Below are 23428 nucleotides of genomic sequence, written 5' to 3' on the forward strand. Positions count from 1 at the left end.
TGCCCAACTCCATGGAACAAAAGGACAATCTGTCGCTTTTTGCTTCCTAAGGTCGCGCGCTGTGACAACCAGACGTGACAGGAGGCGGATGTGTACCGGGGACTGCCATGGCCAGAGACAAGCTCTCGACTTACAAACAAAAGCGCGATTTTCAGAAAACGCAGGAGCCGAGCGGCTCGGCGAAACTGAAGGCATCGAACCGCCGGCGTTTCGTTATCCAGAAACACGATGCGACGCGGCTGCATTACGACCTGAGGCTCGAACTCGATGGGGTGTTCAAGTCCTGGGCGGTGACCAAGGGACCGTCACTCGATCCGCACGACAAGCGGTTGGCCGTCGAGGTCGAAGACCACCCGCTGGACTACGGTGACTTCGAAGGAACGATCCCGAAGGGGCAATATGGCGGAGGCACGGTCATGTTGTGGGACCGTGGCTACTGGGAGCCGGAAGGCAACAAAACGCCGGAGCAGGCGCTCGCCAAAGGTGACTTCAAGTTCACACTGGAAGGCGAGCGCCTTCATGGCAGCTTCGTGCTAGTGCGGATGCGCACCGACCGCGACGGCGGCAAGCGGACCAACTGGCTGCTGATCAAACATCACGACGATTTTTCGGTCGAGGAAAACGGCGCCGCCGTGCTTGAGGAGAACGCGGCGTCGGTGGCCTCGGGCCGAACCATGGAGGCGATCGCCGCCGGCAAGGGCCGGAAGCCGAAGCCGTTCATGGTCCAGAGTGGCGACGTTCAGGCCGATGCGGTCTGGGACAGCAACCACGGCCTCGCTGCGGAAGAACGCAAAGCCGAAACCAAAACTAAAAGGAAATCAGCCCCAGCCAAAGCTGCCAAGCCAGCGAAGTCCGCAATGCCCGACTTCATCGCGCCGCAACTCTGCGAAACGCTGGAACGCCCGCCCTCGGCCGAGGGCTGGATCCACGAGATCAAGTTCGATGGCTACCGCATACAGGCGCGGATCGAAAACGGCGAGGTGACGCTGAAGACCAGAAAGGGCCTGGACTGGACGGCAAAATATCCGGCGATTGCAACATCGGCCGCAAACCTGCCTGATGCCATCATTGACGGCGAGATTTGCGCCCTCGACGAAAATGGTGCGCCGGACTTCGCAGCACTTCAAGCGGCGCTGTCGGAAGGAAAGACCGATGCGCTGGTCTACTTTGCCTTCGACCTGTTGTTCGACGACGATGAGGATCTGCGGCAACTGCCGCTCACCGAACGGAAGGAACGGCTGCAGAAACTGTTGGATGATGCCGGCGAGGATCCACGCCTGCGGTTCGTGGAGCATTTCGAGACTGGCGGAGATGCCGTCCTGAAGTCGGCCTGCAAGCTCTCACTGGAAGGCATCGTCTCGAAACAGGCGGATGCTCCCTATCAGTCGGGCCGCACCGAGACCTGGGCGAAGTCCAAGTGCCGTGCCGGCCATGAAGTCGTGATCGGCGCCTATGCCAAGACCGACGGCAAGTTCCGTTCGCTGCTGGTCGGCGTCTTCAGGGGTGATCACTTCGTCTATGTCGGTCGGGTCGGGACCGGCTATGGTGCCAAAACGGTCGAGACGATCCTGCCGAGGCTGCAGGAACTGGAAGCCTCAAAGTCGGCTTTTACGGGGATCGGCGCCCCGAAAAAGGATCCCAATGTCGTCTGGGTGAAGCCGGAGCTGGTCGCGGAGATCCAGTTCGCCGGCTGGACAGCGGATGGACTGGTCCGCCAGGCGGCATTCAAGGGATTGCGCGAAGACAAGCCTGCAGCCGAGGTCGAGGCAGAAAAGCCGGCCTCGCCTACGAAAGTAACCGAAACTCCGACGCCAACCGGCACCAAGACAGCAAGGCAGGCCCGCGGCAAGAACGCCAAGGCCGAGGTGATGGGCGTGATGATCTCCAGCCCGGACAAGCCCCTGTGGCCGGATGCCAATGACGGAGAACCGGTCACCAAGGAAGATCTTGCCCGGTATCACGAAACTATCGGTCCATGGCTGATCGACCATATCAAGGGGCGGCCATGCTCGATCATCCGGACGCCTGACGGCATCGGCGGCGAGCAGTTCTTCCAGCGACACGCGATGCCTGGAACCTCGAACCTGCTCGAACTGGTGGAGGTGTTCGGCGACAGGAAACCCTATCTGCAGGTCGATCGGGTCGAGGGCCTTGCGGCCATCGCCCAGATCGGCGGCGTCGAACTACATCCCTGGAATTGCGAACCGGGCCAACCGGAGGTACCCGGTCGTCTCGTCTTCGACCTCGATCCGGGTCCGGATGTCCCCTTCTCCACCGTCGTCGAAGCCGCCCGAGAAATGCGGGACCGGTTGGAGGAACTCGGTCTTGTGAGCTTCTGCAAGACCACCGGTGGCAAGGGTCTGCATGTCGTCACTCCGCTGGCCGTGGCAAAGGGCAAGAAGCTGACCTGGCCGGAGGCGAAAGGGTTTGCCCACGATGTTTGCATGCAGATGGCACGCGAGAACCCCGAGCTTTATCTGATCAAAATGGCAAAGAACCAGCGCAACGGCCGGATCTTCCTGGATTACCTGCGCAATGATCGGATGGCGACGGCCGTCGCACCGCTGTCGCCACGCGCCCGGCCGGGCGCGACTGTATCGATGCCGCTGACCTGGAGCCAAGTGAAGACGGATCTGAACCCGAAGCGGTTTACTGTCCGCACAGTGCCTGCACTTCTGGCGAAAACCAGCGCTTGGCAGGACTATTGCGACGGACAGCGCTCGCTGGAGCAGGCGATTAAGCGGCTGGGCAAGATGGCGAAAGCGGCGGCATGACAGACGAGCGGGCACATCGTCAGTACACGGGTTTCCGTAACGTCGGCCGTTTGGCCCGCCTGCGCCGCATAACCGGGTTTCCCGGCACACGCTTTTCGCTTGGAGCAGATTCAATCATGGGGTTGGTGCCGGGTGTCGGGGATTTCGCCGGCGCTGCGATCAGTCTATACATCGTCAACGAGGCGCGGCGGCTCGGCGTGCCCAATGCAAGCTTATTAAGATGCTGGTCAATATTGGCTTCGATGCGGCGGCCGGAAGTGTCCCATTGGTAGGGGACCTGTTCGACGTCTACTTCAAATCCAACCGCCGTAACCTCGATCTCGTTCTGGATCATTTCGGTCTCGACCATTCCGACCTCGATCGCAGATGGCCGACACAGGAATGAACCCGCCCGTTCGACAGCCGCCAACATCAGCTCAGTCGAGCTCGTAAACTGCAGCATTGTCCTGGATCTCACGCAGCCCTTTATAGGATGCGTGTCGCAGATTGCCGTCGTCGGTCCAGCCACGGAATTCGATCTCGGCGATCAGCGTCGGTTGCGCGAAGACGTAATTCTTGCCCTTGAGCGGCACGACCGGCGTCCTCGTCTTCAGCTTGTCGAGCGTCTTCTTCAGGTAGGCTGCGTCCTTTTCCTTGAAGCCCGTGCCGACTTCGCCGACATAGATCCAGTCGTGGGCGCGCCGGGCGGCAAGCAGCAGGCTGCCGATCCCGCCTCGGGCGGTGGCGGAGTGCTCGTAGCCGACGATCATGAAGCTCTCACTCTGAATACATTTGATCTTCAGCCAGTCGCCAGTCCGGCCGGATCGATAGGGACGGTCCTTGTGCTTGGCGATAATGCCTTCCAGTCCAAGCGACCGGGCGTTTTCCAAGAGCTCGGCGCCGTTGCCCGGTACCTCCTCGGAAAGTTGGATCGCGCCGACGGCTCCATCCAGCAGGTCCGCTAGGAGATGCCGGCGGACCGATAGCTCGGTCTTCGTCAGATCGTGCCCGTCGAAGTATAACAGGTCGAAGGCGACGAGGACGGATTCTTCAGAGGCACGCTTGCCACCGCGTCCGCCGAGCGAGCGCTGCAGCGCTCCGAAATCGGATCGGCCCTCGCTATTCAGGACGACAGCTTCCCCATCCAGGATCGCAGTTCCGACGCCGAGCTCTCTGGCAGCTGCTGCGATCACCGGAAACCGATCCGTCCAGTCATGGCCGCCGCGCGTGATGATGCGGACGCCCTTTGGCTCGATGTGGATCGCCAGACGGTACCCGTCCCACTTGATCTCGTAGACCCAATCCGGTCCGACGGGTGGAGCTGCCTTTAGCAAGGCCAAGCATGGCTCGACCCGGTCTGGCATCGGATCGAAGGGAAGATTCGGCTGTGCCGGGTCGCGCTTTCGGCGCGGCTGCGATTTGGCGGAAAGACTATCGTCCTGCAGGAGCGGCTTCGCGGGTCTTTTCATTTGCCGGACCGGGTCTCGGCCGCGACTGACTTTTTCAAAGCATCCATGATGTTGATGACGTTGTTCGGTGCGGGCGCCGAGGCCGACGCTTTCGCCTTGGCCCTCGACGGCTTCTTCAGCGCCTTCTTCTTGTCCGCAATGATGTCGAGCAGCCGATCCTGCACCGGATCGATGACCATCTTCGGGTTCCAGTGCTGGGTTTGCTTCTTGATGAGCTGCTGTACCAAGGGCATCATTTCGCTGTCCGCCGTCTCGTCGTCATCGATGCCGGAAAAATAGGTATCTTCGTCACGCACTTCATCCCCATAGCGTAGCGTCCAGAGAACGATACCCTTGCCGCGTGGCTCAAGCATGACGGCGCGTTCCCGTCGGGAGATTACCAGCCGGGAGACGCCGACCATGTCCTGCGCCTCCATCGCATCGCGGATGACGGAAAAAGCCTCCTGCCCGACGGGATCGTTGGGAGACAGGTAATAGGGGGTGTCCAGCCAGATCCATTCGACACTGTCGCGCGGCGTGAAAGTTGAGATGTCGATCGTCTTTGTGCTGTCGAGCGCGACGTTCTCAAGCTCTTCGTCTTCCAGCATGATGTATTCGTTCTCACCACGCTGATAGCCCTTCACCTCGTCCTCGTCTCTGACCTCCTTGCCGGTGACGCTGTCGACATAGTGGCTGACCACACGGTTCTGGGTCTCGCGATTGAGCGTGTGGAAACGAACCTTCTCGCTCTCCGAGGTCGCCGGCATCATCTGCACCGGGCACGTGACGAGCGAGAGCTTTAGATAGCCTTTCCAATAGGGGCGAACGGCCATGGTCTCCTCCGATCAGCCCGCGCGCCGCGTCGGCGCGGCCGTCGACTTCGCCTTAACGCCGGCAGCCGGTTTCGCGGCCTTCTGGCGCGATGCGCCCTTATTGGCATTGGCGGCGGTCCGTTTCGGCTCGGCGTTCTTCCCACCAATGCCGGCGCTCTCTCTGAGCGCCTGGAGAAGATCGCTGGGCTTGGAGGCAGGCGGAGCCTTCTTCTTCGGTAGCGCCCTGCCCTCGATTTTCGCTTTCACCAGCTCGGCGACGGCAGCTTCGTAGCGATCGTCGAAGGCACTGGCATCGAAGCTGCCTTTCTTGGTGCCGATGATGTGCTCTGCGAGCTCAAGCATCTCGCCTTCGATCTTCAGGTCGGGAAGTTCCTCGAAGGCCTCTTCGGAGGAGCGCACCTCGTAATCGAAGTTCAGCGTGGTGGCGATCAGCCCCTTGCCGTGTGGCCGGATGAGAACCGTACGCACACGGCGGAAAAGGACTGTGCGGGCGATCGCGGCAACCTTGGCTTTTTTCATGCCGTCGCGCAGCAGTAGAAAGGCGTCGGTGCCCATCTTGTCCGGCGCCAGATAGTACGGCTTGTCGAAATAGACATCATCGATCTCGTGGCAGGGAATGAAGGCATCGATCTTCAGCGTCTTGTCGCTATCAGGAACCGCGGCCGCGACCTCCTCGGGCTCAAGGATGATGTACTGCCCGTTTTCGATCTCGTAGCCCTTGACCTGTTCGTCCCGTTCGACCGGATCGCCGGTCTCGCTGTCGACGAACTCACGCTTTACCCGGTTGCCCGTCTTGCGGTTCAGCGTGTTGAAGGCAATCCGCTCCGACGAAGACGCCGCGGTGTAGAGCGCCACTGGACAAGCGACCTCTCCGAATTTGATGAAGCCTTTCCAATTCGCTCTTGGGGTAACCATGACGCATAACTCCTGACGCAACCTAAGCGATTCAAGCGAATCAAAATGTAATTGTTCCGAGTCGAAACGAATCATTTTTCAAGGACTTAGTCGGAGCGCGCCGCCCGTTATGCGAGTCCGCGCTAGGCGCTTGATTCCGGTGCATCTTTTCGTGGCCACGCGCGTTTCTTCCTGGAACAACCCTGAAGGAGTCCTGACATGAGCAAGCGCGAACTGATCGATACTGGAACCGACAAGCGTTATGTCCGCCGAGACAATGACGGCAAGTTCAAGGAGAGCGTCGACGTCTCGCGATCGCTGTCCGCCGATGCTCGCCATGACGCGAAGCATGCTGCGAAGCCCGGTCAGGGCGACAAGGGTGATCGCAAGCACTGACGGAAACGCCGGTGAAGCTCGCCACCTATAATGTCAACGGCATCAATGGCCGGCTAGAGGTCGTGCTGCGGTGGCTGGCGGAAGCTCAACCCGATGTCGTCTGTCTGCAGGAGTTGAAGGCGCCGGACGACAAGTTTCCGCGTCGCGAGATCGAGCGCGCCGGCTATGGCGCCATCTGGCACGGCCAGAAGAGCTGGAACGGCGTGGTAATCCTTGCCCGGGATCAGGAGCCGCGTGAGACACGTCGTGGACTTCCGGGCGATCCCGACGACAGCCATAGCCGTTATATCGAGGCGGCCATCGATGGCATGATCGTCGGCTGCCTTTATCTTCCAAACGGCAATCCGGCACCAGGGCCGAAGTTCGACTACAAACTCCGCTGGTTCGAGCGGCTGCATTCCTATGCGGCGGAACTGTTCGAGCTCGATGTGCCGGTCGCCCTTGTCGGCGATTTCAACGTCATGCCGACTGATCTCGATGTCTACAAGCCGGAGCGCTGGCGAGACGATGCCCTGTTTCGGCCGGAAGTACGGGCAGCCTATGCCGAGCTGATTGCCATGGGGTGGACGGACGCCGTCAGGCTGCTGCATCCGGAAGAGCGGGTCTATACGTTCTGGAAGTATTTCCGCAACGCCTTCGCCAGAGACGCCGGCCTTCGCATCGACCATTTCCTGCTCAGTCCATCGCTACGGGAACGACTGCAGGCCTGCGGCGTCGATAAATTCGCGCGTGGATGGGAGCACACCAGCGACCATGCCCCGGTTTGGATTGAGCTGGATGATGACCGATTCACCTTAGATGAAGAGGGGTCAGTTTTGCCGGGCGATGCCTTGAGAGGTCTCTTGTCTGCCTTGATCACGCCGAGACAGGTGCAGACGCTCTTTGCAGGAGAACGGAAAAGGTGACGACGTCCAGGCGATCGCTGCGGCGGTGTGCGGATCGCCGACCAAATCAGGGCGAGAGACATTCTTCGCAAATGCCGTAACAGTCTTCCTCGGTCGATGCGGGCCGCCCGCAACAGGCGCATGGGGGCGTCGCCGGATCAGCCGAAAGCGTCTCCGACGGCGGCAGGATCTCAATTTCGGCGTCTGCGAAGAGGCGTAGGGTTTCTTCTTCCATCTCGATGCTCCAGGTCGAGGATTTGACTCGAGATAGTTACGCCAACGGCGATCTCAAGATGACACCTCGATGTGGCTTCTTCGAAGTTCCCTGGTGTTAATGCTGCGAACTTGAAACGAACACAATCAGTGGCTATCTATCGTTCATAGGTGTCGCTGGTGAGTGTCCCAAGGGATGTTCGCGATAGCCGAAGTCGCTTTCTGCTTTTGACCACGGATGTACTGGCATTGGTATGAGGAGCGACGTGAGAAGGTCGGTGCGAATTCGCCCCGGCCTTTTTTGTTGCGCCAGCATTGAACGCCTGTCGGAACTACCGCGTTTTCCTTGTTGATCCCGAGCAACGCCCAACCCATCTACGCTTGATGCCGAAACAGAAGATCATCATCGCTCCCGCGCTAGTGGAGACCTGGACACTGGCGCCCGCCGCCACTTTCGGCTCCTTCGTCCGCGCCAAAGGTATACTTCTGGAAGTCCGGGCCAGTCTGCCCGTGGCCGTTCGGAAATCTCTCGACGTGAACGGCATGGCTCTCGTTTTGGGGATGGCGAAAGAAGGCGAGCGGGAGTTCGCCTCGACCAAAGCGGCCGTCACCCGGGCGCTCGAAGGGATCGAAAGCCTGCCGGTCATTCCGCGCGAAATCCAGGACATACTCGGTATCTCCGCGGGCGAACGGCATCGCTGGCTGAAGGACGGTCGTCTTCCGAGCGCCGGAACACGCACGGTGCGACTGAGCGGTCGCGCAAGGCAGATCACCTTCCATGTGTTCGATCCCCGTGTGGTGGAGGATCTCCTTGACCGGGGCGCCGTCGATGAATGGCGTGAAGAGGATATCGCCGCGAGAGCGGAGAACAGAAGGCAGGCCGCCTACCGGGCGAAACTCACCCGTTCGCTCAAGAATGCGGCGAAGAAGCCAAAGACGGTCGAGAGAGAGATTGATGCCGCGGCCAGCAAGCTCCTTGGTTGGGACGAGTTCGACGTCGATGGGCTGCTGCGATAGCCCCTCCCAAAAGCTCAGAAACGGAAGCCCCCGTCCTCGATCATCACCAGCTACCCCCTCGGCCATTCACTTGGTGTGAGTCACACCGAGCTCTTTGCCACAGACCATTAATCCTAGGCGCGGGGTCCACAGATTGACAGGACGTACTGCTTCGGGCTAACTGTCCTCAGTCCTAGGACAGAGGACAGTGTTTATGAAGAGCCAAGATATCGTCGTCCTGCTAAAGCTGGTAAGCCTGCAAGATCAGGAGCTCACCAAGGGCATTGATCGGTTGCGATCGGAATCCGTGGGGGGAGACCCTTATTCTGTTCGTAACCTAGAGGCGCTACTCGGGATCAGCAAGACCGAAATAGCGCAGTCGATCAAGCGCAGTGTCGCATCAGGCATCGCGCGAAAAGACAACAGTAAGAACGAGCCTCGGCCAAGCCGAAGGAACCTGTTCGGCTTCATTACCACCGGACTAAAGTTCGTCTTCCCCGCCAAAGTTGGGCCGATGCAGCGCGGCATACCGACCGCCTTCGCCGCACCTATGCTCACGGAACTCCTGATCAGTGGCGGGACGTACAACTACGTTTGGCCTTATGCCAACGGAAGGGAGATGGGGCAGGCGGTGGAGCCGCTCTTCAAGACCGTGCCGGACGCAGTCCTGAAGGACGACGCACTCTATGAATACCTCGCGTTGGTCGATGCGATCCGGCTTGGGAACCAGCGGGAAGTCGGTCTCGCGACCGACCACCTCAAGTCAAGGATCATGAGCAAATGACAGCGATCCGCGCTCAACTGCTGGAAATGATGAAAGCCGTTGCCTCGGCGCTTGGCGAAGACCTCCGCTCCCGCCTGGTCTTCGTTGGCGGATGCACGACCGCGCTATTCATCACTGATCCGGTCACGCTCGAGGATGTGCGTGCCACAGATGACATCGACCTGATCGTGGATCTGGCGGGCCTTCCTGCCTGGGCACAGCTCCAGGAAGAGCTTCGACACCGGGGTTTTATGGAGGCCGCTGACGAGGCGGTGATCTGCCGCATGCGTCTCGGCAAGCTCACGGTCGACTTCATGCCGGATGATCCGACTATCCTCGGATTCGGAAATCGATGGTATGCGAGTGGAATCGAGACAGCACAGCACTACCAGCTCTCGGAAGACCTGACGATCCGGATCCTGACGCCGCCAATGTTTCTTGCGACGAAGCTCGAAGCCTATGCCGGAAGGGGAAACGGTGACTTGATCATGAGCCGTGACGCTGAAGACATCCTCCTTATTGTCGACGGCAGGGAGGAACTCCTTGCCGAGGTCACGGCTTCAGACAACAACGTTCGAAATTTCATCGCCGGACAGTTTCGTGCACTCCTCGATCAAGCTGACTTCGACGATTTCCTCGATGGCAATATCCGCGGGCCCGCCGGTCGTGTAGAAATCGTTCGGGACAGGTTTGTCTCGATAAGCCACTGTGCGGATGGCCCCGCACAATGAAAATTGAGGCCCGATGGTTAAGCCAAAAAGGAACGCGCACCGACGACAATCGCGACCATGCGGGGATCGCGGGGAGACATGGCGAATATCTTGCTATTGTGGCTGATGGCGCCACGACCGGCTCGAACAACGGGGGATATGCACGGGCAATCGTCGAAGCTGTCGTCGACTGGTTTGCCGGAACCGACGATGCATGGGGCCACGAGCTCATACAAGCCAAGCTCCGGGAGATTCATCAAGCCCTTCGCAAATCGTTTCCGAGAGGTTCCGCCAGCATTATCCTCTTTCACGTAACGGACAAAGGCTCCTTGACGGTCCTCCATTCCGGAGATTGCCTTCTTGGCAGGCACGACGGGCAGGTACACTGGCAAGTCAAGCCGCATACCCTTGCAAACGCCCTGGCGGATATGCCTCTCGATGCCATCGCAAGGTCCACCACGAGGCACCTTCTCACCCAGAGTTTTCGTTCCAGGGAGTTCATGGCCCCAGACGTTCTCGCCGAAAAGAAGGCCAGTGGCACGTTTCTTCTTGCCACCGATGGCTTCTGGGCGGAATTGACAGAAAGCGAGCAGGAAACCTTCCTTGGCGGCGGCCAGTCAACTGCTCCAGAGAGAGATGATCGCAGCGTGCTACAATTAAGGCTTTCCGCCGAGGCGCCGTCCGAAATCTTGCTGGAAGATGGTGGGTCGACCAATTTTTACGTGCAGCCTCAGGCCTCCCAGAAATAACCCCGGAGCAATAACTCATGTTCGGCTAATTCACCCTTCCAGGAACTGCTCGACGTCGCGCGAGAAGCTTTCAATTTCCTGGAACAGGAATGCATGACCCGAATCCGGATAGAGGATGAGCTTGGCATCGGGTGCTTGCTGCGAGAGCACATAGGAGCGATAGGCCGGGATCATCAGGTCATGCGCGCCATTGGCGACCAGTATCGGCAGCCTGAGTTCGCTCGCCCGGTGCAATATGCCGGGCCAGGAAGAGATCGCCTTCACCTGCATCATCAGCGCTAGCGGTGACGTTGCCGGTCCACAATCAGACTGCGACCGGATACGGGCAAAAGAGGCGCGACCTGCGGCGGTGGCGCATTCGCTTGACGGATAGAACAGGAAAAGAAAGTCGTCCTCGTCATTCTTGCTCTTCGTCATGACGTGCGGCACGCGTGGATGTTGCTGCGGACCGTCTGCAACGGGTCCGGGACTTGAGCCCGCGACGATCAGCCGGCGGACCAGATGCGGGAAGTTCAGTGCAAACTCCAGGCCAACCGCTCCACCCAACGACCAGCCGAGGACATCAACCTGAGACAACCCGAGCACTGCCACGACGTCGGCAGCGATGGCCGCCATCCCGCCGATGGTCGCCGGCACGGTGCCGTTCGATCGTCCAACGCCGGCGCTGTCGAAGCGAATGATGCGGCGATCCCTGGCAATCGCTGCAATGAAAGCCGGATCCCAATCATCCATGGTGCCCCGAAAGCGCTGCAGGAGAAGGAGCGGGATGCCTCCTTGGGGTCCGTCGAGGCGGATGGCGAGCCGGCCATGGCTGGTCTCGATTCCGCCATTGTATTTGGAAGAGAACATGAGGTTTTCCTTTCATCACCCGCCGTGAGGTCTTCTGATGAAAGAAGATAGATCCGGTCGATCGCGTCTTAAATGACATAGAAACGTCATTTCAGGACGCGCACATCAATGCACCAGATCAGGGTCTTCGACGCCCTCTATCAGCTTCAGGCTGCGGCGCAGGCCCTGCGGCGGCTGGCCGAAAAAGCGTAAGAATGCTCGACGCATCCGATCGCGGTCCGCAAAGCCTGTATCGCGGGCGACGATGTCGAGGGGATGACGGCCGTCTTCAAGCATCACTTTTGCCGCCTCCAGCCGCAGGCGCTCTACGGCCTTTGCCGGCGATTGCCCCGTCTCCTCCCGAAAAAGGCGACTGAACTGGCGTGGGCTGAGGCTTGCGGCTTCCGCGAGTTCCTCCACCGTCAACGGATTTCGCAGATGCTCCTTGGCATAGACAAGCGCACGTCGCACCCGGTCCGAGCGCGGCTCCAACTCCAGTAGCGCCGAAAACTGCGACTGCCCTCCTGGCCGTCGATGATACACCACCAGTTTGCGCGCAATGGATCGCGAGAGCTCGGCCCCATGATCATCTTCGATCAGTGCCAGCGTCAGATCGATGGCGGAACTCATGCCTGCCGACGTCCAGATCGAACCATCCTGGATGAAGATGCGGTCGTCATCGACATGGATGTTGGGGAACCGTTCCTGCAGGCTGCGCGCGTGAGCCCAGTGGGTGGTGGCGCTTTTTCCATCCAGAAGGCCGGCCTCGGCCAGCAGAAATGCGCCGGTGCAGACGCCAGCCACCCGTCGGCTTTCTCGCCCCGCACGAGCGATGTAATCCCTCAATACCGCAGAGACAGGCTTCGGAAGCAATTCGCCGACGACCATCAGCGTGTCGGGAAAGTCTGCGAGCGGCTGTGTCTCAATACCGATGCCAAGCGAGGATCGAATTGAACCACCGTTTTCGGACATGACGGTCAGCCGGTACGCCTCCGCGCCGAGGGTCTCGTTGGCGAATTCAAAAGCGCTTAACGCCGCCATGCCCATCACCTGAAACCCATTCTCCATGATGAAGCCAATGTGCCGCATGCTCGTATCCTTGTCCTGTTTTGCCGTTTGTAGGTCATTTCAGACATCATTGTCTACGGCTAATGTCCCTCCGTCGAAACACGGATTGGACGTTCCAATCCATCATCAAAGGAGCGAACAATGAGCAACACACACGGCACCGTTCTGATAACAGGTGCATCATCCGGGATCGGCGCCGTCTATGCCGACCGCTTTGCCCGGCGCGGCCATCATCTCATTCTGGTGGCGCGCAATCTCGCCCGCTTGAAGGATGTCGCCGCCGCATTGGCGGAGCGTTATAGCGTATCGGTCAGGACACTTGCCGCGGATCTCGGCACGGAAGACGGCCTGGCTGCGGTGGAAACGGTTATTGCACAGGACGAAACCATCACGCATCTGGTCAACAATGCAGGTTTTGGCAGTGCCGCGCCTTTGGCGACTGCCGACATTTCCGATATGCAGGCCATGGTGGCCATCAATGTCACGGCGCCGATGCGTCTGACCTATGCCATCGTCCCGCTCTTCAGGCAGCGCGGCAAGGGTACCATTATCAACATCTCTTCCATTGTGGCGATCGGACCAGAAATCTTGAACGGCGTCTATGGCGGCACCAAGTCCTTCCTGCTGGCCTTCAGTCATTCGCTTCGCAAGGAACTGCACGAGACAGGGGTCACTGTTCAGGTCGTGCTTCCCGGCGCAACGGGAACCGAGTTCTGGGACATTGCCGGACTGCCGGCAAGCAACCTGCCGAGCGAATGGGTGATGTCGCCTGCGGATCTCGTCGACGCTGCGCTCGTCGGCCTTGATCGCGGCGAATTCGCCACCATTCCTTCCCTCATGGATGCAGCTGAATGGGACAAATGGGAAGCTGCCCGGGCAGCCATGCTTCCACATTTGTCCAGTGCCCGACCGGCAGGCAGATACTCCGCGCACGGCCAGACGGCTTGATGGGCGCCATGGAGGGGAATGGTCGTCACCGGCATTCCCCTCCCCTCCCTCCGTTAAACGATATCCGCGGCGGCGGCGCTATCCTCTGCAGCTCCACCTCGGCCAGCGTTCGTTGAGCGCCCTTGTGATCGCGCCATAGGCATCTCTGCGAGCACCAGCCGACGGGGCGCCGGCGATTGATCAACCGACGCAATCATGGCCTGAACTATTTTGATCGGATCCCCGAGCGGCTGGCGCCTCGGCCATCTCGCGACCAAAGCCGCTGCTGACGCCGGTGATAAACCAGGTTCGGACCACGGGTCACATTCCCTTAAATTAGATTGCGAACGGAAAGCGCGTCAACCGCGCTTTGAGGCGATAAAGGTTTCGCGCGATCCGTCCGCACTGTTCACGAAGACAATGTCTTTCGGATCGCGGCGGGGCGTATCGACGGAAAGGAACGCGACCGGCTCCTCAAGGATGGTTGGCAGCGCATGAACCGTGCCCTTTTCGAAGAACAGGAGTTGTCCGGGCTGGAACTCGGCCTCCGTTGCAGGGTCTTCCATCCAGAAGGTGCCCCGCCCGGACAGGACGTAAAGATACTCATCGCTGCCCCGATGGCAATGCGGCGGCGTCCCCTTGTAGACGCGAAACACCCGCGAGCTTGCTGCAGGCGTATCGCGCAAATACGTATCCACCAGCAACGTCTCCGCTGTTTGCGGAAACTCATTCATGATCGCCAGGATGTCGAAACGGGCGGATGTTGCAGTGCTTTGATCAGACATGGTGATCTTCCCTATCTTTGCTTCGCCTCTACAAAGTATCCGACCACGCTCAGGCGATCGCACCGCCGCCATCAACCCGCACGTTCGACCCGGTGGCGAATGGCGTGGTCATGAGGAACAGCACCGCTTTGGCGATGTGCTCAGGCTTGCCGATGGTCTTTGCCGGCAGGTTTTCCGACACGCGAGAGAACATCGCCGCCTTGGCATCGTCGGCCATCTTCGACCACAGCGGCGTATCGATGAGTCCGGGTGACACGGTGTTGACACGCACCGGCGAAAATTCGAGCGCAAGACCACGCGCAAGACCTTCAAGCGCTGCATTGATCGCTCCTTGCAGGACCGAGGACGCGGATGGCCGTTCGCTCAGATAGCCGGAGATCAATGTCAGCGAGCCCCGCTCCGCGATGCGGGCCGCACGCGCAACCCGATAGGCGCCCCAGAACTTGCTCTCCATTGCCGCCTGGGCATCGGTAAGAGCTAGCTTGCGCAGTGGACCAGTCGGCGTCTGTGCCGCTGAGACCACGACGTGGTCGAAAGCCTTCCGTGACACGAAGAAGCTCTGAAGCGACAGCTCATCCGTGGTATCCAGTACCGCGCTATCGGTCCCAGGTCCCAGCTTCTCAATGGCGGCGAGCAGTTTATCTTGTGAGCGAGAGGCAATGGTGACATGCGCGCCTGCGGCGACTGCGGCTTCGGCGACCGCAAGTCCGATACCGGAGCTGCCGCCGATCACCAGGACGCGTTGATCTTTGAGCAAAGTCATAAACCTTTTCCTTTCCCTTCAAGTGTGAATTTGCGCTGTCAGGCTAGATGCTGGAGGCGTTGCAAACGCAGAGGTTCGGCAAGCAGCTCATCCAGACGCAAGGCCAGCGATTGAAACGGCGCGCCGGCGGCGTGGGCAGCGAGAGCGGCCTCATCCCGCCAGCTCTCGATCATGACCGCCATTTCCGGATTGTCGCGATCGACGTGAAGATCGTATCGTAGGCATCCATCTTCCTTGCGGACGTCAGGCACGATGGCAGCCAGTGCACTGAACAAGGCTACGCTTTTGTCCGGCTTCGCGCGCAAAAGCGCAATAAGTTCAATTTGGTCAGAGGGCTGAGCACTCATGACGGTCATCCTTTTTCGTTGAAAGTCACTGCAAGTAGCTCAGGCGGTGAACGACTGTGAGCGATCACCGCCTCAAGATCCGGCTGCCTCAGTCGGAAAACCCTTCGAGCACCACCTTGCCCTTTGTTCGCCCACTTTCGATGGCGGCATGCGCCTTGCGCAGATTTGCGGCATTGATGGGCGACAAGACTTCGGTCACGGTCGTGCGGATACTGCCAGCATCGATCAGACGAGACACCTCGTTCAGCAGCTTGCCCTGTTCGGCCATATCGGCGGTCTCGAAGATCGAGCGTGTGAACATCAGCTCCCAATGAGTGGAAACAGCCTTGCGCTTGAAGCCAAGCACGTCGAGGCTTTCCGGATCATCGATCAGCCCGAACCGGCCCTGCGGCGCGATGAGCTCGATGATTTCTTTGAGATGGCGATGGGTTTCGGTTGTCGAGAATACAAAGGCGGGGGCGCCAATGCCCAGAGCTGCCACCTGCTCGGCGATCGGCTTGGAATGATCGATCACATGATGGGCGCCAAGCGTCTTCACCCAGTCCTGCGTTTCAGGCCGCGAGGCTGTCGCAATGACGGTCAGGTCTGTCAGCGCGCGCGCGAGTTGGATGGCAATCGAGCCAACCCCACCAGCACCGCCGATGATTAGGATGGCGTTCGCCGCACCCGGCACGCTTTTGCGGACATCCAGCCGGTCGAACAGCATTTCCCAGGCCGTGATGGCCGTCAACGGTAGGGCCGCGGCCTGAGCATCGGAAACCGATTTCGGCTTTAAGCCGACAATTCGTTCATCGACCAGGTGCAATTGGCTGTTGGCTCCGGGGCGGATCAAAGAGCCGGCATAGAATACCTCGTCGCCGATCTTGAAATCCTTCGCTGCGGGTCCGGTCTCCACGACAGTGCCGGCAGCATCCCAGCCAAGCACCTTCCACTGTCCAGCTTCCGGACTTGCGCCCTTGCGGACCTTCGTGTCGACCGGATTGACCGAAATGGCCTTCACCTCAACGAGAAGGTCCCGGTTTGCCGGAACCGGCCGGGGAAGCTCGATGTCCTGCAATGCGTCTTCGCGCTCGATAGCTCCCGGTGCCTTATAACCGATGGCCTTCATGATGTGCTCCTTTGATGATCGACTGCCGTGTCGATTGATATGGAGCTAAAATGGGCTATTATCGAAAGCACGCAATACGCACAAATCACACACGTAGTATCAAAAAGGATACTGTTATGGCCAAAGTTCGCCATTCGCGCCTCGATTGTTCTCCCGGTTGCTCGGTTGAGGCTGCCGTTGGCCTCATTGACGGAAAATGGAAATCGGTCGTGCTCTTTCACCTGCTTTCAGGGACACTGCGGTTCAACGAACTGCGCAAACACATCGTCAACGTGACCCCCCGCATGTTAACCAACCAGTTGCGCGAGCTTGAGGACGACGGCCTGATCGAACGCAAAGTCTATGCTCAGGTGCCGCCAAAGGTAGAGTACAAGCTGTCAGAGCTCGGCCGCAGCATGGAACCGATCCTGCTCGCCCTTAAATATTGGGGTGACGCCAATATCAGTCTCTATGGCAAACCACGCGGGATGGATCCGCGCGAGACGATTGCCATGGAGACGCCGAGCAGTCGATCAGCGTAATGTCCTGAATTGACGTTTATGCGTCATTTCAGACATAGATGACTTGATGCAAGATCTCTCCATCGAAGCGCGGCCTTCAGCCGCTCGGTTCAAAGGAGAGACCCATGCAACTCGAAAACAACACGATCTTTATCACTGGCGGCACATCCGGCATCGGCCGCGCATTGGCGGAATCCTTCCATCGCCTTGGCAACAAGGTCATCATCGCCGGCCGCCGCAAGGCGTTGCTCGATCAGGTAACCGCCGCCAATCCGGGCATGGAAGGCATCGAGCTCGACATTGCCGATCCGGCCGATATCGATCGCGTCGCTACTCTACTGATCCGCGACTACCCGACGCTCAATGTCCTCGTCAACAATGCGGGCATCATGCCCTTTGATGATGCTGGCGCAAAGATCGATGACGCTCAGTCACGTCGGATTGTCGACACGAACCTGCTTGGTCCGATCCGCCTGACTTCGGCTCTTATCGACCACCTCAAGGCTCAGCCGAAAGCCACGATCATCCACAATACGTCGGTTCTGGCCTATCTGCCACTCGCCTCCACCGCAGTCTATTCCGCCACAAAGGCAGCGCTGCATTCCTATGCCCTGTCGCAGCGCTTCCAGTTACGCGGCACCAATGTCAGCGTCCAGGAAATCGCACCGCCGTGGGTTGATACGGACCTCGTCAAGAAGAGCGGTGATCCGCGCGCCATGCCGCTCGACATCTTCATCGAAAAAACCATGAAGGGCCTCGGAACGGAATCCGAAGAAATCTATGTCGAGGAGATCAAGGCCATCCGCGACAACCCGGGCAGCGGAGAACACGCGCTCTTCAACGCCTTCAACGAGTCACTCGCCGCTAACCCGATCCCCGTCTGACAGGACGGGCCGAGACCCGGTTGCCGAACGGGCAGCCGGGCATTCGGCAGGAGGTTACCATGCTGCAGAAACATGATCTGAAAACCGCCATTCCCTTGAAGGGCGAGCATTTGGGGCAGCCCGAGCCATCCATGCTGCCGGCATGGGTCCTGGCACTCGGTACTTTCGCAATCGGTACCGAGGGTTTTATGATAGCTCCCTTGTTGCCGACCATCGCTGCCGATCTGGGCATGAGCCTTTCCGCGACGGCCATGCTTGTCGTTGTCTTTACCCTCGTGCTGGCGCTCAGCTCTCCTATCGCAACGGTCATTACCGGCGGGCTGCGCCGGCGGGACACGTTGCTGCTTGCCATGACGATATTCACAGTCGGCAATCTGATTGCGGCCTTCGCGCCCGGGTTCGGCACGCTGATGTGTGCCCGTATCCTGATGGCTGTCGCCGCCGGTCTCTATGCGCCGAACGCCAATGCTCTTGCCGGCATGATTGTACCGACAGAAAAACGGGGGCGTGCGCTTGCCATCGTCAGCGGCGGCATGACCATTGCGATTGCGCTCGGCCTGCCACTCGGTTCGATCATTGGCCATGCATTCGGCTGGCGCTCGACATTTCTTATGGTTGCCGCCATGGGAGCCATTGCGATTATCGGCATCCTGACAGGCGTTGGACGCAATGCCGGTGCGCATATGGCCATCGTAAGCATTGCTGACCGTATCGGCGTCATCCGCCAGGCTCCCGTTCTGAAACTCCTCTCGGTGACACTGTTCTGGTCGATGGGCGCCTACACGGCCTATCCCTATATCGCCCCTTATCTCTCCCAGACGCTGGGCTTCGCCGACAGGGGCATTGCGGCAACCGTCACGCTCTGGGGCATATTCGCGGCACTCGGCGTTTTCACCGGCGGCGCATTGAACGATCGCTTCGGATCGCTCAAGGTCGCAAGCATCTCGCTTGTCGTGCTCGCCCTCTCTTTCGCAGCTTTGGCGGTAGCCACAGCATTGCCGGGGGCTGCCGTCTCTCTGGCACTTCTCGCCGTCGCCGGATGGGGCTTCAGCGTCTGGTCCTTCTTTCCCGCCCAGATGGCCCGTCTGATCGTTGCGGGCGGCCAGGGCCAGGCCTCGGTCGCGCTCTCCCTCAACACGTCCACCATGTATCTCGGCTTTTCCATCGGCAGCGCAATCGGCGCGGGGATCATCGCGGTGGGTGATGTCTGGATGGTCGGTGCGGCTGCCGCAGTGATGGAACTGGTAGCCTTGGCTCTCGACAAGATCTGGAAGCGGAATGGAAGTTAATCCGCAGGCCACGGCCACTATTGTCAGACAACGGCGCTACCGCAGGTGTCCTGTCGGCAGCGCCGTTGTGTATCTGACCTGGTTGAGGGCGAAACTCGAGCGAATGTTGGCGACACTCAGTATCCGCGTCAGGCAGTCCAACACGAAGACGACGTCACACCTGCTTTCGCCACTGGACTAGTCTACGTCAAGACCGTGTGGTTCTGGTGGCTAGGGCAAGCGTCGCGCCGAATTGACCTAGATCGCTCAGCAACTGAACTTACCTGCAAACATACACGGATCCTTAGCGCTCGCAGCCTCACGTGAACGGTCGGGAGGCTAGAGATTAAGTCGATATGCTTGGGCAGATGCATGTAACCAAGCTGATGTCCCCAAAGCGTAGAAGAGGGTAGAAAATCGTGATGGAGCCTAGCAAATTGCCGCTAATCCCTGCATCTTTCTTTGGCATGGTTCTCGGATTAGCGGGCCTTGCCAATACATGGCGGCTTGCGCACAACCTGTGGGGTCTGCCGGAGTTGATCGGTGAGCTCTTAACATTCGCAGCAGCCGCCACCTGGCTATTGGTCTCCATCCTCTATTTGGCAAAATGGGTTCTTCGACCGGCCATGGCCAAAGCTGAGGCGGCGCATCCAGTCCAATGCTGTTTCATAGGTCTTGGCGGGGTTGCCACCATGCTCGTCGCGCAAGGGATGCTACCTTATTCAAAAGCATTCGCCACCAGCCTATTTGCTTTAGGTGCGACCTATACCTTAGCGTTCGCTGTCTGGCGCACCGGGCTCTTGTTGAGAGGCGAAAGGGATATCGGAGCAACAACGCCAGTGCTCTACTTGCCGGCGGTCGCGGGAGGTTTCGTGACGGGAACCACGGCAGCCATGTTTGGTGCACCAGATTGGGGTCAGCTAGCCTTCGGCGCCGCCCTGTTCTCGTGGCTCGCAATCGAATCGGTCCTACTCCATCGCCTTTATTCTGGACCGATGATGCCAGCCAGTGTTCGTGCCACACTGGGGATCCAACTAGCACCTCCAGCCGTTGGCGCTGTTGCCTACCTTTCCGTCGGCGGCGGTCTTCCAGACATCTTCGCGCACGCGTTGCTCGGCTATGCGATGCTGCAGGCGATCTTACTCGTGCGGATGCTACCGTGGATTATGGAAGAAGGTTTCTCACCATCGTTCTGGGCCTTCACCTTTGGGTCGACGGCGCTGGCCGCCGCCAGCATGCTGCTGGCTGTCAAAGGCGATCACGGCGCTACCATCGTTATCGCACCTGTGCTCTTTATCTCTGCCAATCTAGTCGTGCTGATCATTGCGATGGCAACAATTCGTTTGGCAATGAAGGGACAGCTGCTGACTGCAGGTCCGCCGGCCACACGAGCTTGAGTGACTTGTACCGCACTGGCTCTCTTGGCCCTGGCTCAACTGCGAGTGCGAAAGGCATGAGCTGGTTTGGGAGCATAAGGGAAAGCGCGTTAAACATCGGGTTACCCGTTGTCGGGCGCAAGCCGCCGGTGCTGCGGACGCCATGGCCGATCAGCGTCTTCGCCTTGATGAGAGCCGAACCCTCGACCGTTACATTCGATCGCGCTTGTCTTAAGACTGGCGGCCTCAGAAGACACTTAACTCTCGTTTCTTATTCGTCGCTCAACGATTTCGGCTTCTACGCGCCGCGCTCCGTCGTGGTCCATTCGCGCCGGTGCCCGCGCACGGCGCGAGCTGCCATTAAGAAACTGGCGGCCCGTCGATCACCTGGAAAGGCATCAATTTGCCGATGATTAGAATCGCGCATCGCCGCGGTAGACGTTTGGCTTGGCGCCCGTCAGCCGGCCAAATATCTTCCGAAATGCGGCTGGATCTGTATAACCGACTGTATATGCGATGCTCTCGACCGACGCGTTTGTCGTCTCAAGCAATTGCCGCGCCTTCATGATGCGCACGTTCTGCAGATATTCGGTTAGCTTAAGCCGCGTCGCACGGTAGAATCGTCGCTGGAGCGTCCTCTCTGAAAGATGCACGCTCTCCGCCAACTCGCCAATCGATTTCTGTAGCTCTGGTCTCGCGTGGAACTGTTGCTGAATCTGCACGACCTCTTTATCGCCGTGGTCGAACTGCGGGAGAAAGGCCTTGTATGGGCTCTGACTGCGACGCGGCGGATCGACGACAAGAAAGCGAGCCGTTTCCAGCATCACAGCCTGTCCGAGCAGCTTCTCGACAAGCAGCAGGCCGAGATCCGCCCAGGCGAGAATGCCGCCCGCGGTGATCACGTCACCATCGTCGATAATCATATTGTCCGGTGAGACGTCGATATTGGGAAACTGTTCGGAAAGTCTTTTGGCGAAAGCCCAGTGGGTGGTAGCGCGCCGGCCGTCGATGAGTCCGGTCTCGGCAAGGACAAATGCTCCGGCACAGATCGAACAGACGGTGACACCGAGCGCGTGCTGGTGTGCGAGCCATTGCGACGCAGGGCTCATGCTCTGCATTTTCTCCGGCATAATGATGCTCGGTGGCGCGATAACGTAGCTCAGAGCGTGAGGGATTCCAGGGTGTGTATCCCATGTGCACGACACATCACCGTCCTCCATCTTCCAATAGCTGACGCGGATATTGCGAAGGCCTGTCGGCACCTGCAGATCCGTCGACCAGTCGCTGGCGACGCGGAACAGATCGGTCAATCCGTAGACAGCAGCTAATTGGCAGTCTGGGTAGAGCAGCAGCCCCACCTCTGTGAACTCAGCTTCTTTGCGTTTTGCCACTTTTGCCTCGGATAAAGTCATTTCCGCCACGTGCTTATGCCAGAAGATGGCGATACTTTCTCTTTGTCAAATACGAATTCTTAAACACACCGCGACAGGAGAAATGCAATGGCATCCGATACAGATCGGTTTTTCGTGTCGAGACGCAGCGTACTGATCGGAGGCATCGCACTTGCCAGCGTGAGCATTCCAGCGCTTGCCTTCTCACACAACTCTTCCACAAACAGTTCATCACAAGGAGATATCGACATGGGCTTTGTAACAACCAAGGACGGCACTGAAATCTTTTACAAGGACTGGGGTCCGAAGGACGCACAGCCGATCGTCTTCCACCACGGCTGGCCGCTGTCGTCGGACGACTGGGACGCACAGATGCTGTTCTTCCTCTCCAAGGGATATCGCGTCGTCGCTCACGACCGGCGTGGCCATGGCCGCTCTGCCCAGGTCGCCGACGGTCACGACATGGATCACTACGCAGCCGACGCATTCGCCGTCGTCGAGGCACTCGACCTGAAGAATGCCATCCATATCGGCCATTCCACCGGCGGCGGTGAAGTTGCCCGCTATGTCGCAAAGTTCGGCCAGAAGGCCGGCCGTGTTGCCAAGGCTGTCCTCGTCTCCGCGGTCCCACCGCTGATGGTCAAGACCGCCGCCAATCCTGAAGGCCTGCCGATCGAAGTCTTCGATGGCTTCCGTTCAGCGCTTGCCGCCAACCGCGCACAGTTCTTCCGCGAAGTTCCGGCCGGCCCGTTCTACGGCTTCAACCGTGACGGCGCCAAGGTGCAGGAAGGCGTGATCCAGAACTGGTGGCGCCAGGGCATGATGGGCGGCGCAAAAGCCCATTACGATGGCATCAAAGCCTTCTCCGAGACCGACCAGACGGAAGACCTGAAGGCGATCGCTGTGCCGACGCTTGTCCTGCATGGCGAAGGCGACCAGATCGTGCCGATTGCCGATGCTGCCAGGAAGTCGATCAAGCTTCTGGCGAACGGACAGATCAAGACCTATCCGGGCTTCTCGCACGGCATGCTTACCGTCAACGCCGACGTGCTGAATGAGGATCTACTGGCTTTTATCGAGGGCTGATCCGAATCCGGCGTGGATGACCCATGCCACGGCCGTTTGCGGCCGATCGAAAAACAAAAGGGGGCGTCTGCGCCCCTTTTTTCTGATCTTCGCCCCGCAGGCCGCGCTCGGCCTCGCAGTGTTCTCCGTACCGATTGCTACGGCATAATCGGCGCATTCGTGGAGGGGCTTAAATCGTTCAACGGGCCTTAGGGGCTGGTCCAAACGCTACCCGAGGTGGCGGCAATGCTCGAACAGAACTTCGATGCCAAACCCGTATGATCGCACCCGAGAAAGCTTCTTCGCTGCCGTCTGAAATATTTGCAACAGAGGCATCGCGCCTGCCTCATCCTTCTTGGCGCAGTATGAATATCCCGTCAGCAGATGGGAAATACGAGCATCCTGACTATGGCGAGGCACCCGCACCCAAAACCCGTTTTGTGATCTCATTTTATGAATTGTGAGCACACGACGTGATC

At 59.2% G+C, this 23428-nt stretch carries 23 protein-coding genes and 2 pseudogenes; 14 read left to right on the top strand and 11 right to left on the bottom strand.

The window, feature by feature from the left end; translation table 11 throughout:
* The first annotated feature begins 107 nt into the window (after positions 1-107).
* Both ligD (DMO26_RS27465) and DMO26_RS27470 read left to right on the top strand, forming a co-directional pair.
* On the top strand, positions 108-2774 hold the full coding sequence (ligD, locus tag DMO26_RS27465) for a DNA ligase D (protein ID WP_117195519.1): 2667 nt from the start codon (positions 108-110) through the stop codon (positions 2772-2774).
* A pseudogene (locus DMO26_RS27470) lies at positions 2771-3159 on the top strand (DUF4112 domain-containing protein). Before ligD (DMO26_RS27465) ends, DMO26_RS27470 begins: the two are co-directional and overlap by 4 nt.
* 31 nt (positions 3160-3190) lie before the next feature.
* Here the strand turns inward: DMO26_RS27470 and ligD (DMO26_RS27475) are convergent.
* Genes ligD (DMO26_RS27475) through ku (DMO26_RS27485) form a run of 3 tightly spaced genes read right to left on the bottom strand, consistent with a single transcriptional unit; the run spans position 3191 to position 5949 of the window.
* Positions 3191-4222 carry a non-homologous end-joining DNA ligase gene (gene ligD, locus DMO26_RS27475; RefSeq protein WP_117195520.1) on the bottom strand — a complete coding sequence of 344 codons (1032 nt, stop codon included), beginning with the start codon at positions 4220-4222 and terminating at the stop codon, positions 3191-3193.
* A complete protein-coding gene (gene ku, locus DMO26_RS27480) occupies positions 4219-5034 on the bottom strand; it encodes a non-homologous end joining protein Ku (protein WP_117195521.1) in 816 nt (271 codons plus the stop codon). The genes ligD (DMO26_RS27475) and ku (DMO26_RS27480) overlap by 4 nt, the downstream gene beginning before the upstream one ends.
* A 12-nt stretch (positions 5035-5046) precedes the next feature.
* The gene (gene ku, locus DMO26_RS27485; protein ID WP_117195522.1) at positions 5047-5949 is read right to left on the bottom strand and encodes a non-homologous end joining protein Ku; all 903 of its coding nucleotides are present in this window, start codon (positions 5947-5949) and stop codon (positions 5047-5049) included.
* Positions 5950-6147: 198 nt separating this feature from the next.
* Here ku (DMO26_RS27485) and DMO26_RS27490 point away from each other — a divergent pair, with 198 nt between their 5' ends.
* The 6 genes from DMO26_RS27490 (at position 6148) to DMO26_RS27515 (ending at position 10639) form a co-directional block, all read left to right on the top strand.
* A complete protein-coding gene (locus tag DMO26_RS27490) occupies positions 6148-6324 on the top strand; it encodes a hypothetical protein (protein WP_117195523.1) in 177 nt (58 codons plus the stop codon).
* A gap of 11 nt (positions 6325-6335) precedes the next feature.
* Positions 6336-7229 (top strand): exodeoxyribonuclease III, encoded by an 894-nt coding sequence (xth, locus tag DMO26_RS27495; RefSeq protein ID WP_226951438.1) that lies wholly within the window; start codon positions 6336-6338, stop codon positions 7227-7229.
* A gap of 576 nt (positions 7230-7805) precedes the next feature.
* Positions 7806-8438 carry a hypothetical protein gene (locus tag DMO26_RS27500; RefSeq protein ID WP_117195524.1) on the top strand — a complete coding sequence of 211 codons (633 nt, stop codon included), beginning with the start codon at positions 7806-7808 and terminating at the stop codon, positions 8436-8438.
* Positions 8439-8631: 193 nt separating this feature from the next.
* Complete coding sequence (locus tag DMO26_RS27505; protein ID WP_117195525.1) at positions 8632-9201, top strand: hypothetical protein; 570 nt, start codon at positions 8632-8634, stop codon at positions 9199-9201.
* Positions 9198-9911 carry a nucleotidyl transferase AbiEii/AbiGii toxin family protein gene (locus DMO26_RS27510; RefSeq protein WP_117195526.1) on the top strand — a complete coding sequence of 238 codons (714 nt, stop codon included), beginning with the start codon at positions 9198-9200 and terminating at the stop codon, positions 9909-9911. Before DMO26_RS27505 ends, DMO26_RS27510 begins: the two co-directional genes overlap by 4 nt.
* Complete coding sequence (locus DMO26_RS27515) at positions 9908-10639, top strand: PP2C family protein-serine/threonine phosphatase (protein WP_117195527.1); 732 nt, start codon at positions 9908-9910, stop codon at positions 10637-10639. Before DMO26_RS27510 ends, DMO26_RS27515 begins: the two co-directional genes overlap by 4 nt.
* Positions 10640-10669: 30 nt before the next feature.
* On the opposite strand, the gene DMO26_RS27520 is transcribed toward DMO26_RS27515, so the two are convergent.
* Both DMO26_RS27520 and DMO26_RS27525 read right to left on the bottom strand, forming a co-directional pair.
* Positions 10670-11488: an alpha/beta fold hydrolase gene (locus tag DMO26_RS27520; protein WP_117195528.1), complete on the bottom strand. Its 819-nt coding sequence runs from the start codon at positions 11486-11488 to the stop codon at positions 10670-10672.
* Positions 11489-11593: 105 nt separating this feature from the next.
* Positions 11594-12556: a GlxA family transcriptional regulator gene (locus DMO26_RS27525; RefSeq protein ID WP_080823616.1), complete on the bottom strand. Its 963-nt coding sequence runs from the start codon at positions 12554-12556 to the stop codon at positions 11594-11596.
* 120 nt (positions 12557-12676) lie between these two features.
* On the opposite strand from DMO26_RS27525, the gene DMO26_RS27530 reads away from it, so the two are divergent.
* Positions 12677-13483: an SDR family NAD(P)-dependent oxidoreductase gene (locus DMO26_RS27530; RefSeq protein WP_117195529.1), complete on the top strand. Its 807-nt coding sequence runs from the start codon at positions 12677-12679 to the stop codon at positions 13481-13483.
* 338 nt (positions 13484-13821) lie between these two features.
* On the opposite strand, the gene DMO26_RS27540 is transcribed toward DMO26_RS27530, so the two are convergent.
* The 4 genes from DMO26_RS27540 to DMO26_RS27555 form a co-directional block, all read right to left on the bottom strand.
* Positions 13822-14247, bottom strand: coding sequence for a cupin domain-containing protein (locus DMO26_RS27540; RefSeq protein WP_117195530.1), 426 nt, complete (start codon positions 14245-14247; stop codon positions 13822-13824).
* Between the two features lie 49 nt (positions 14248-14296).
* Positions 14297-15010 carry an SDR family oxidoreductase gene (locus tag DMO26_RS27545; protein ID WP_117195531.1) on the bottom strand — a complete coding sequence of 238 codons (714 nt, stop codon included), beginning with the start codon at positions 15008-15010 and terminating at the stop codon, positions 14297-14299.
* A 38-nt stretch (positions 15011-15048) separates the two neighbouring features.
* Positions 15049-15357, bottom strand: a complete 309-nt coding sequence (locus DMO26_RS27550) for a putative quinol monooxygenase (protein ID WP_117195594.1) — start codon at positions 15355-15357, stop codon at positions 15049-15051.
* An 88-nt stretch (positions 15358-15445) separates the two neighbouring features.
* On the bottom strand, positions 15446-16465 hold the full coding sequence (locus tag DMO26_RS27555; protein WP_117195532.1) for a zinc-binding alcohol dehydrogenase family protein: 1020 nt from the start codon (positions 16463-16465) through the stop codon (positions 15446-15448).
* Positions 16466-16581: 116 nt separating this feature from the next.
* On the opposite strand from DMO26_RS27555, the gene DMO26_RS27560 reads away from it, so the two are divergent.
* The 3 genes from DMO26_RS27560 to DMO26_RS27570 all read left to right on the top strand — a co-directional run bounded on the left by DMO26_RS27560 (position 16582) and on the right by DMO26_RS27570 (position 19138).
* Positions 16582-16986, top strand: coding sequence for a winged helix-turn-helix transcriptional regulator (locus DMO26_RS27560; protein WP_117195533.1), 405 nt, complete (start codon positions 16582-16584; stop codon positions 16984-16986).
* A 104-nt stretch (positions 16987-17090) separates the two neighbouring features.
* Positions 17091-17849, top strand: coding sequence for an SDR family oxidoreductase (locus DMO26_RS27565; protein WP_117195534.1), 759 nt, complete (start codon positions 17091-17093; stop codon positions 17847-17849).
* A gap of 59 nt (positions 17850-17908) precedes the next feature.
* Entirely contained in the window at positions 17909-19138 is a 1230-nt protein-coding gene (locus DMO26_RS27570) for an MFS transporter (RefSeq protein ID WP_117195535.1), read from the top strand.
* Between the two features lie 36 nt (positions 19139-19174).
* On the opposite strand, the pseudogene DMO26_RS27575 reads toward DMO26_RS27570, so the two are convergent.
* Positions 19175-19279 (bottom strand): annotated as a pseudogene (locus tag DMO26_RS27575) (Lrp/AsnC family transcriptional regulator); the annotation flags it as partial.
* 260 nt (positions 19280-19539) lie between these two features.
* Between DMO26_RS27575 and tehA the strand changes: the two are divergent.
* The gene (gene tehA, locus DMO26_RS27580) at positions 19540-20514 is read left to right on the top strand and encodes a dicarboxylate transporter/tellurite-resistance protein TehA (protein WP_117195536.1); all 975 of its coding nucleotides are present in this window, start codon (positions 19540-19542) and stop codon (positions 20512-20514) included.
* Between the two features lie 392 nt (positions 20515-20906).
* Here tehA and DMO26_RS27585 read toward each other — a convergent pair whose 3' ends face one another.
* On the bottom strand, positions 20907-21905 hold the full coding sequence (locus tag DMO26_RS27585) for a GlxA family transcriptional regulator (RefSeq protein ID WP_117195537.1): 999 nt from the start codon (positions 21903-21905) through the stop codon (positions 20907-20909).
* 228 nt (positions 21906-22133) lie between these two features.
* Between DMO26_RS27585 and DMO26_RS27590 the strand changes: the two genes are divergently transcribed.
* A complete protein-coding gene (locus tag DMO26_RS27590) occupies positions 22134-22970 on the top strand; it encodes an alpha/beta fold hydrolase (RefSeq protein WP_117195538.1) in 837 nt (278 codons plus the stop codon).
* The last annotated feature ends 458 nt before the right edge of the window (positions 22971-23428 follow it).

The sequence above is a fragment of the Rhizobium terrae genome (assembly GCF_003425685.1).
In the GTDB taxonomy this organism is placed as follows: domain Bacteria; phylum Pseudomonadota; class Alphaproteobacteria; order Rhizobiales; family Rhizobiaceae; genus Neorhizobium; species Neorhizobium terrae.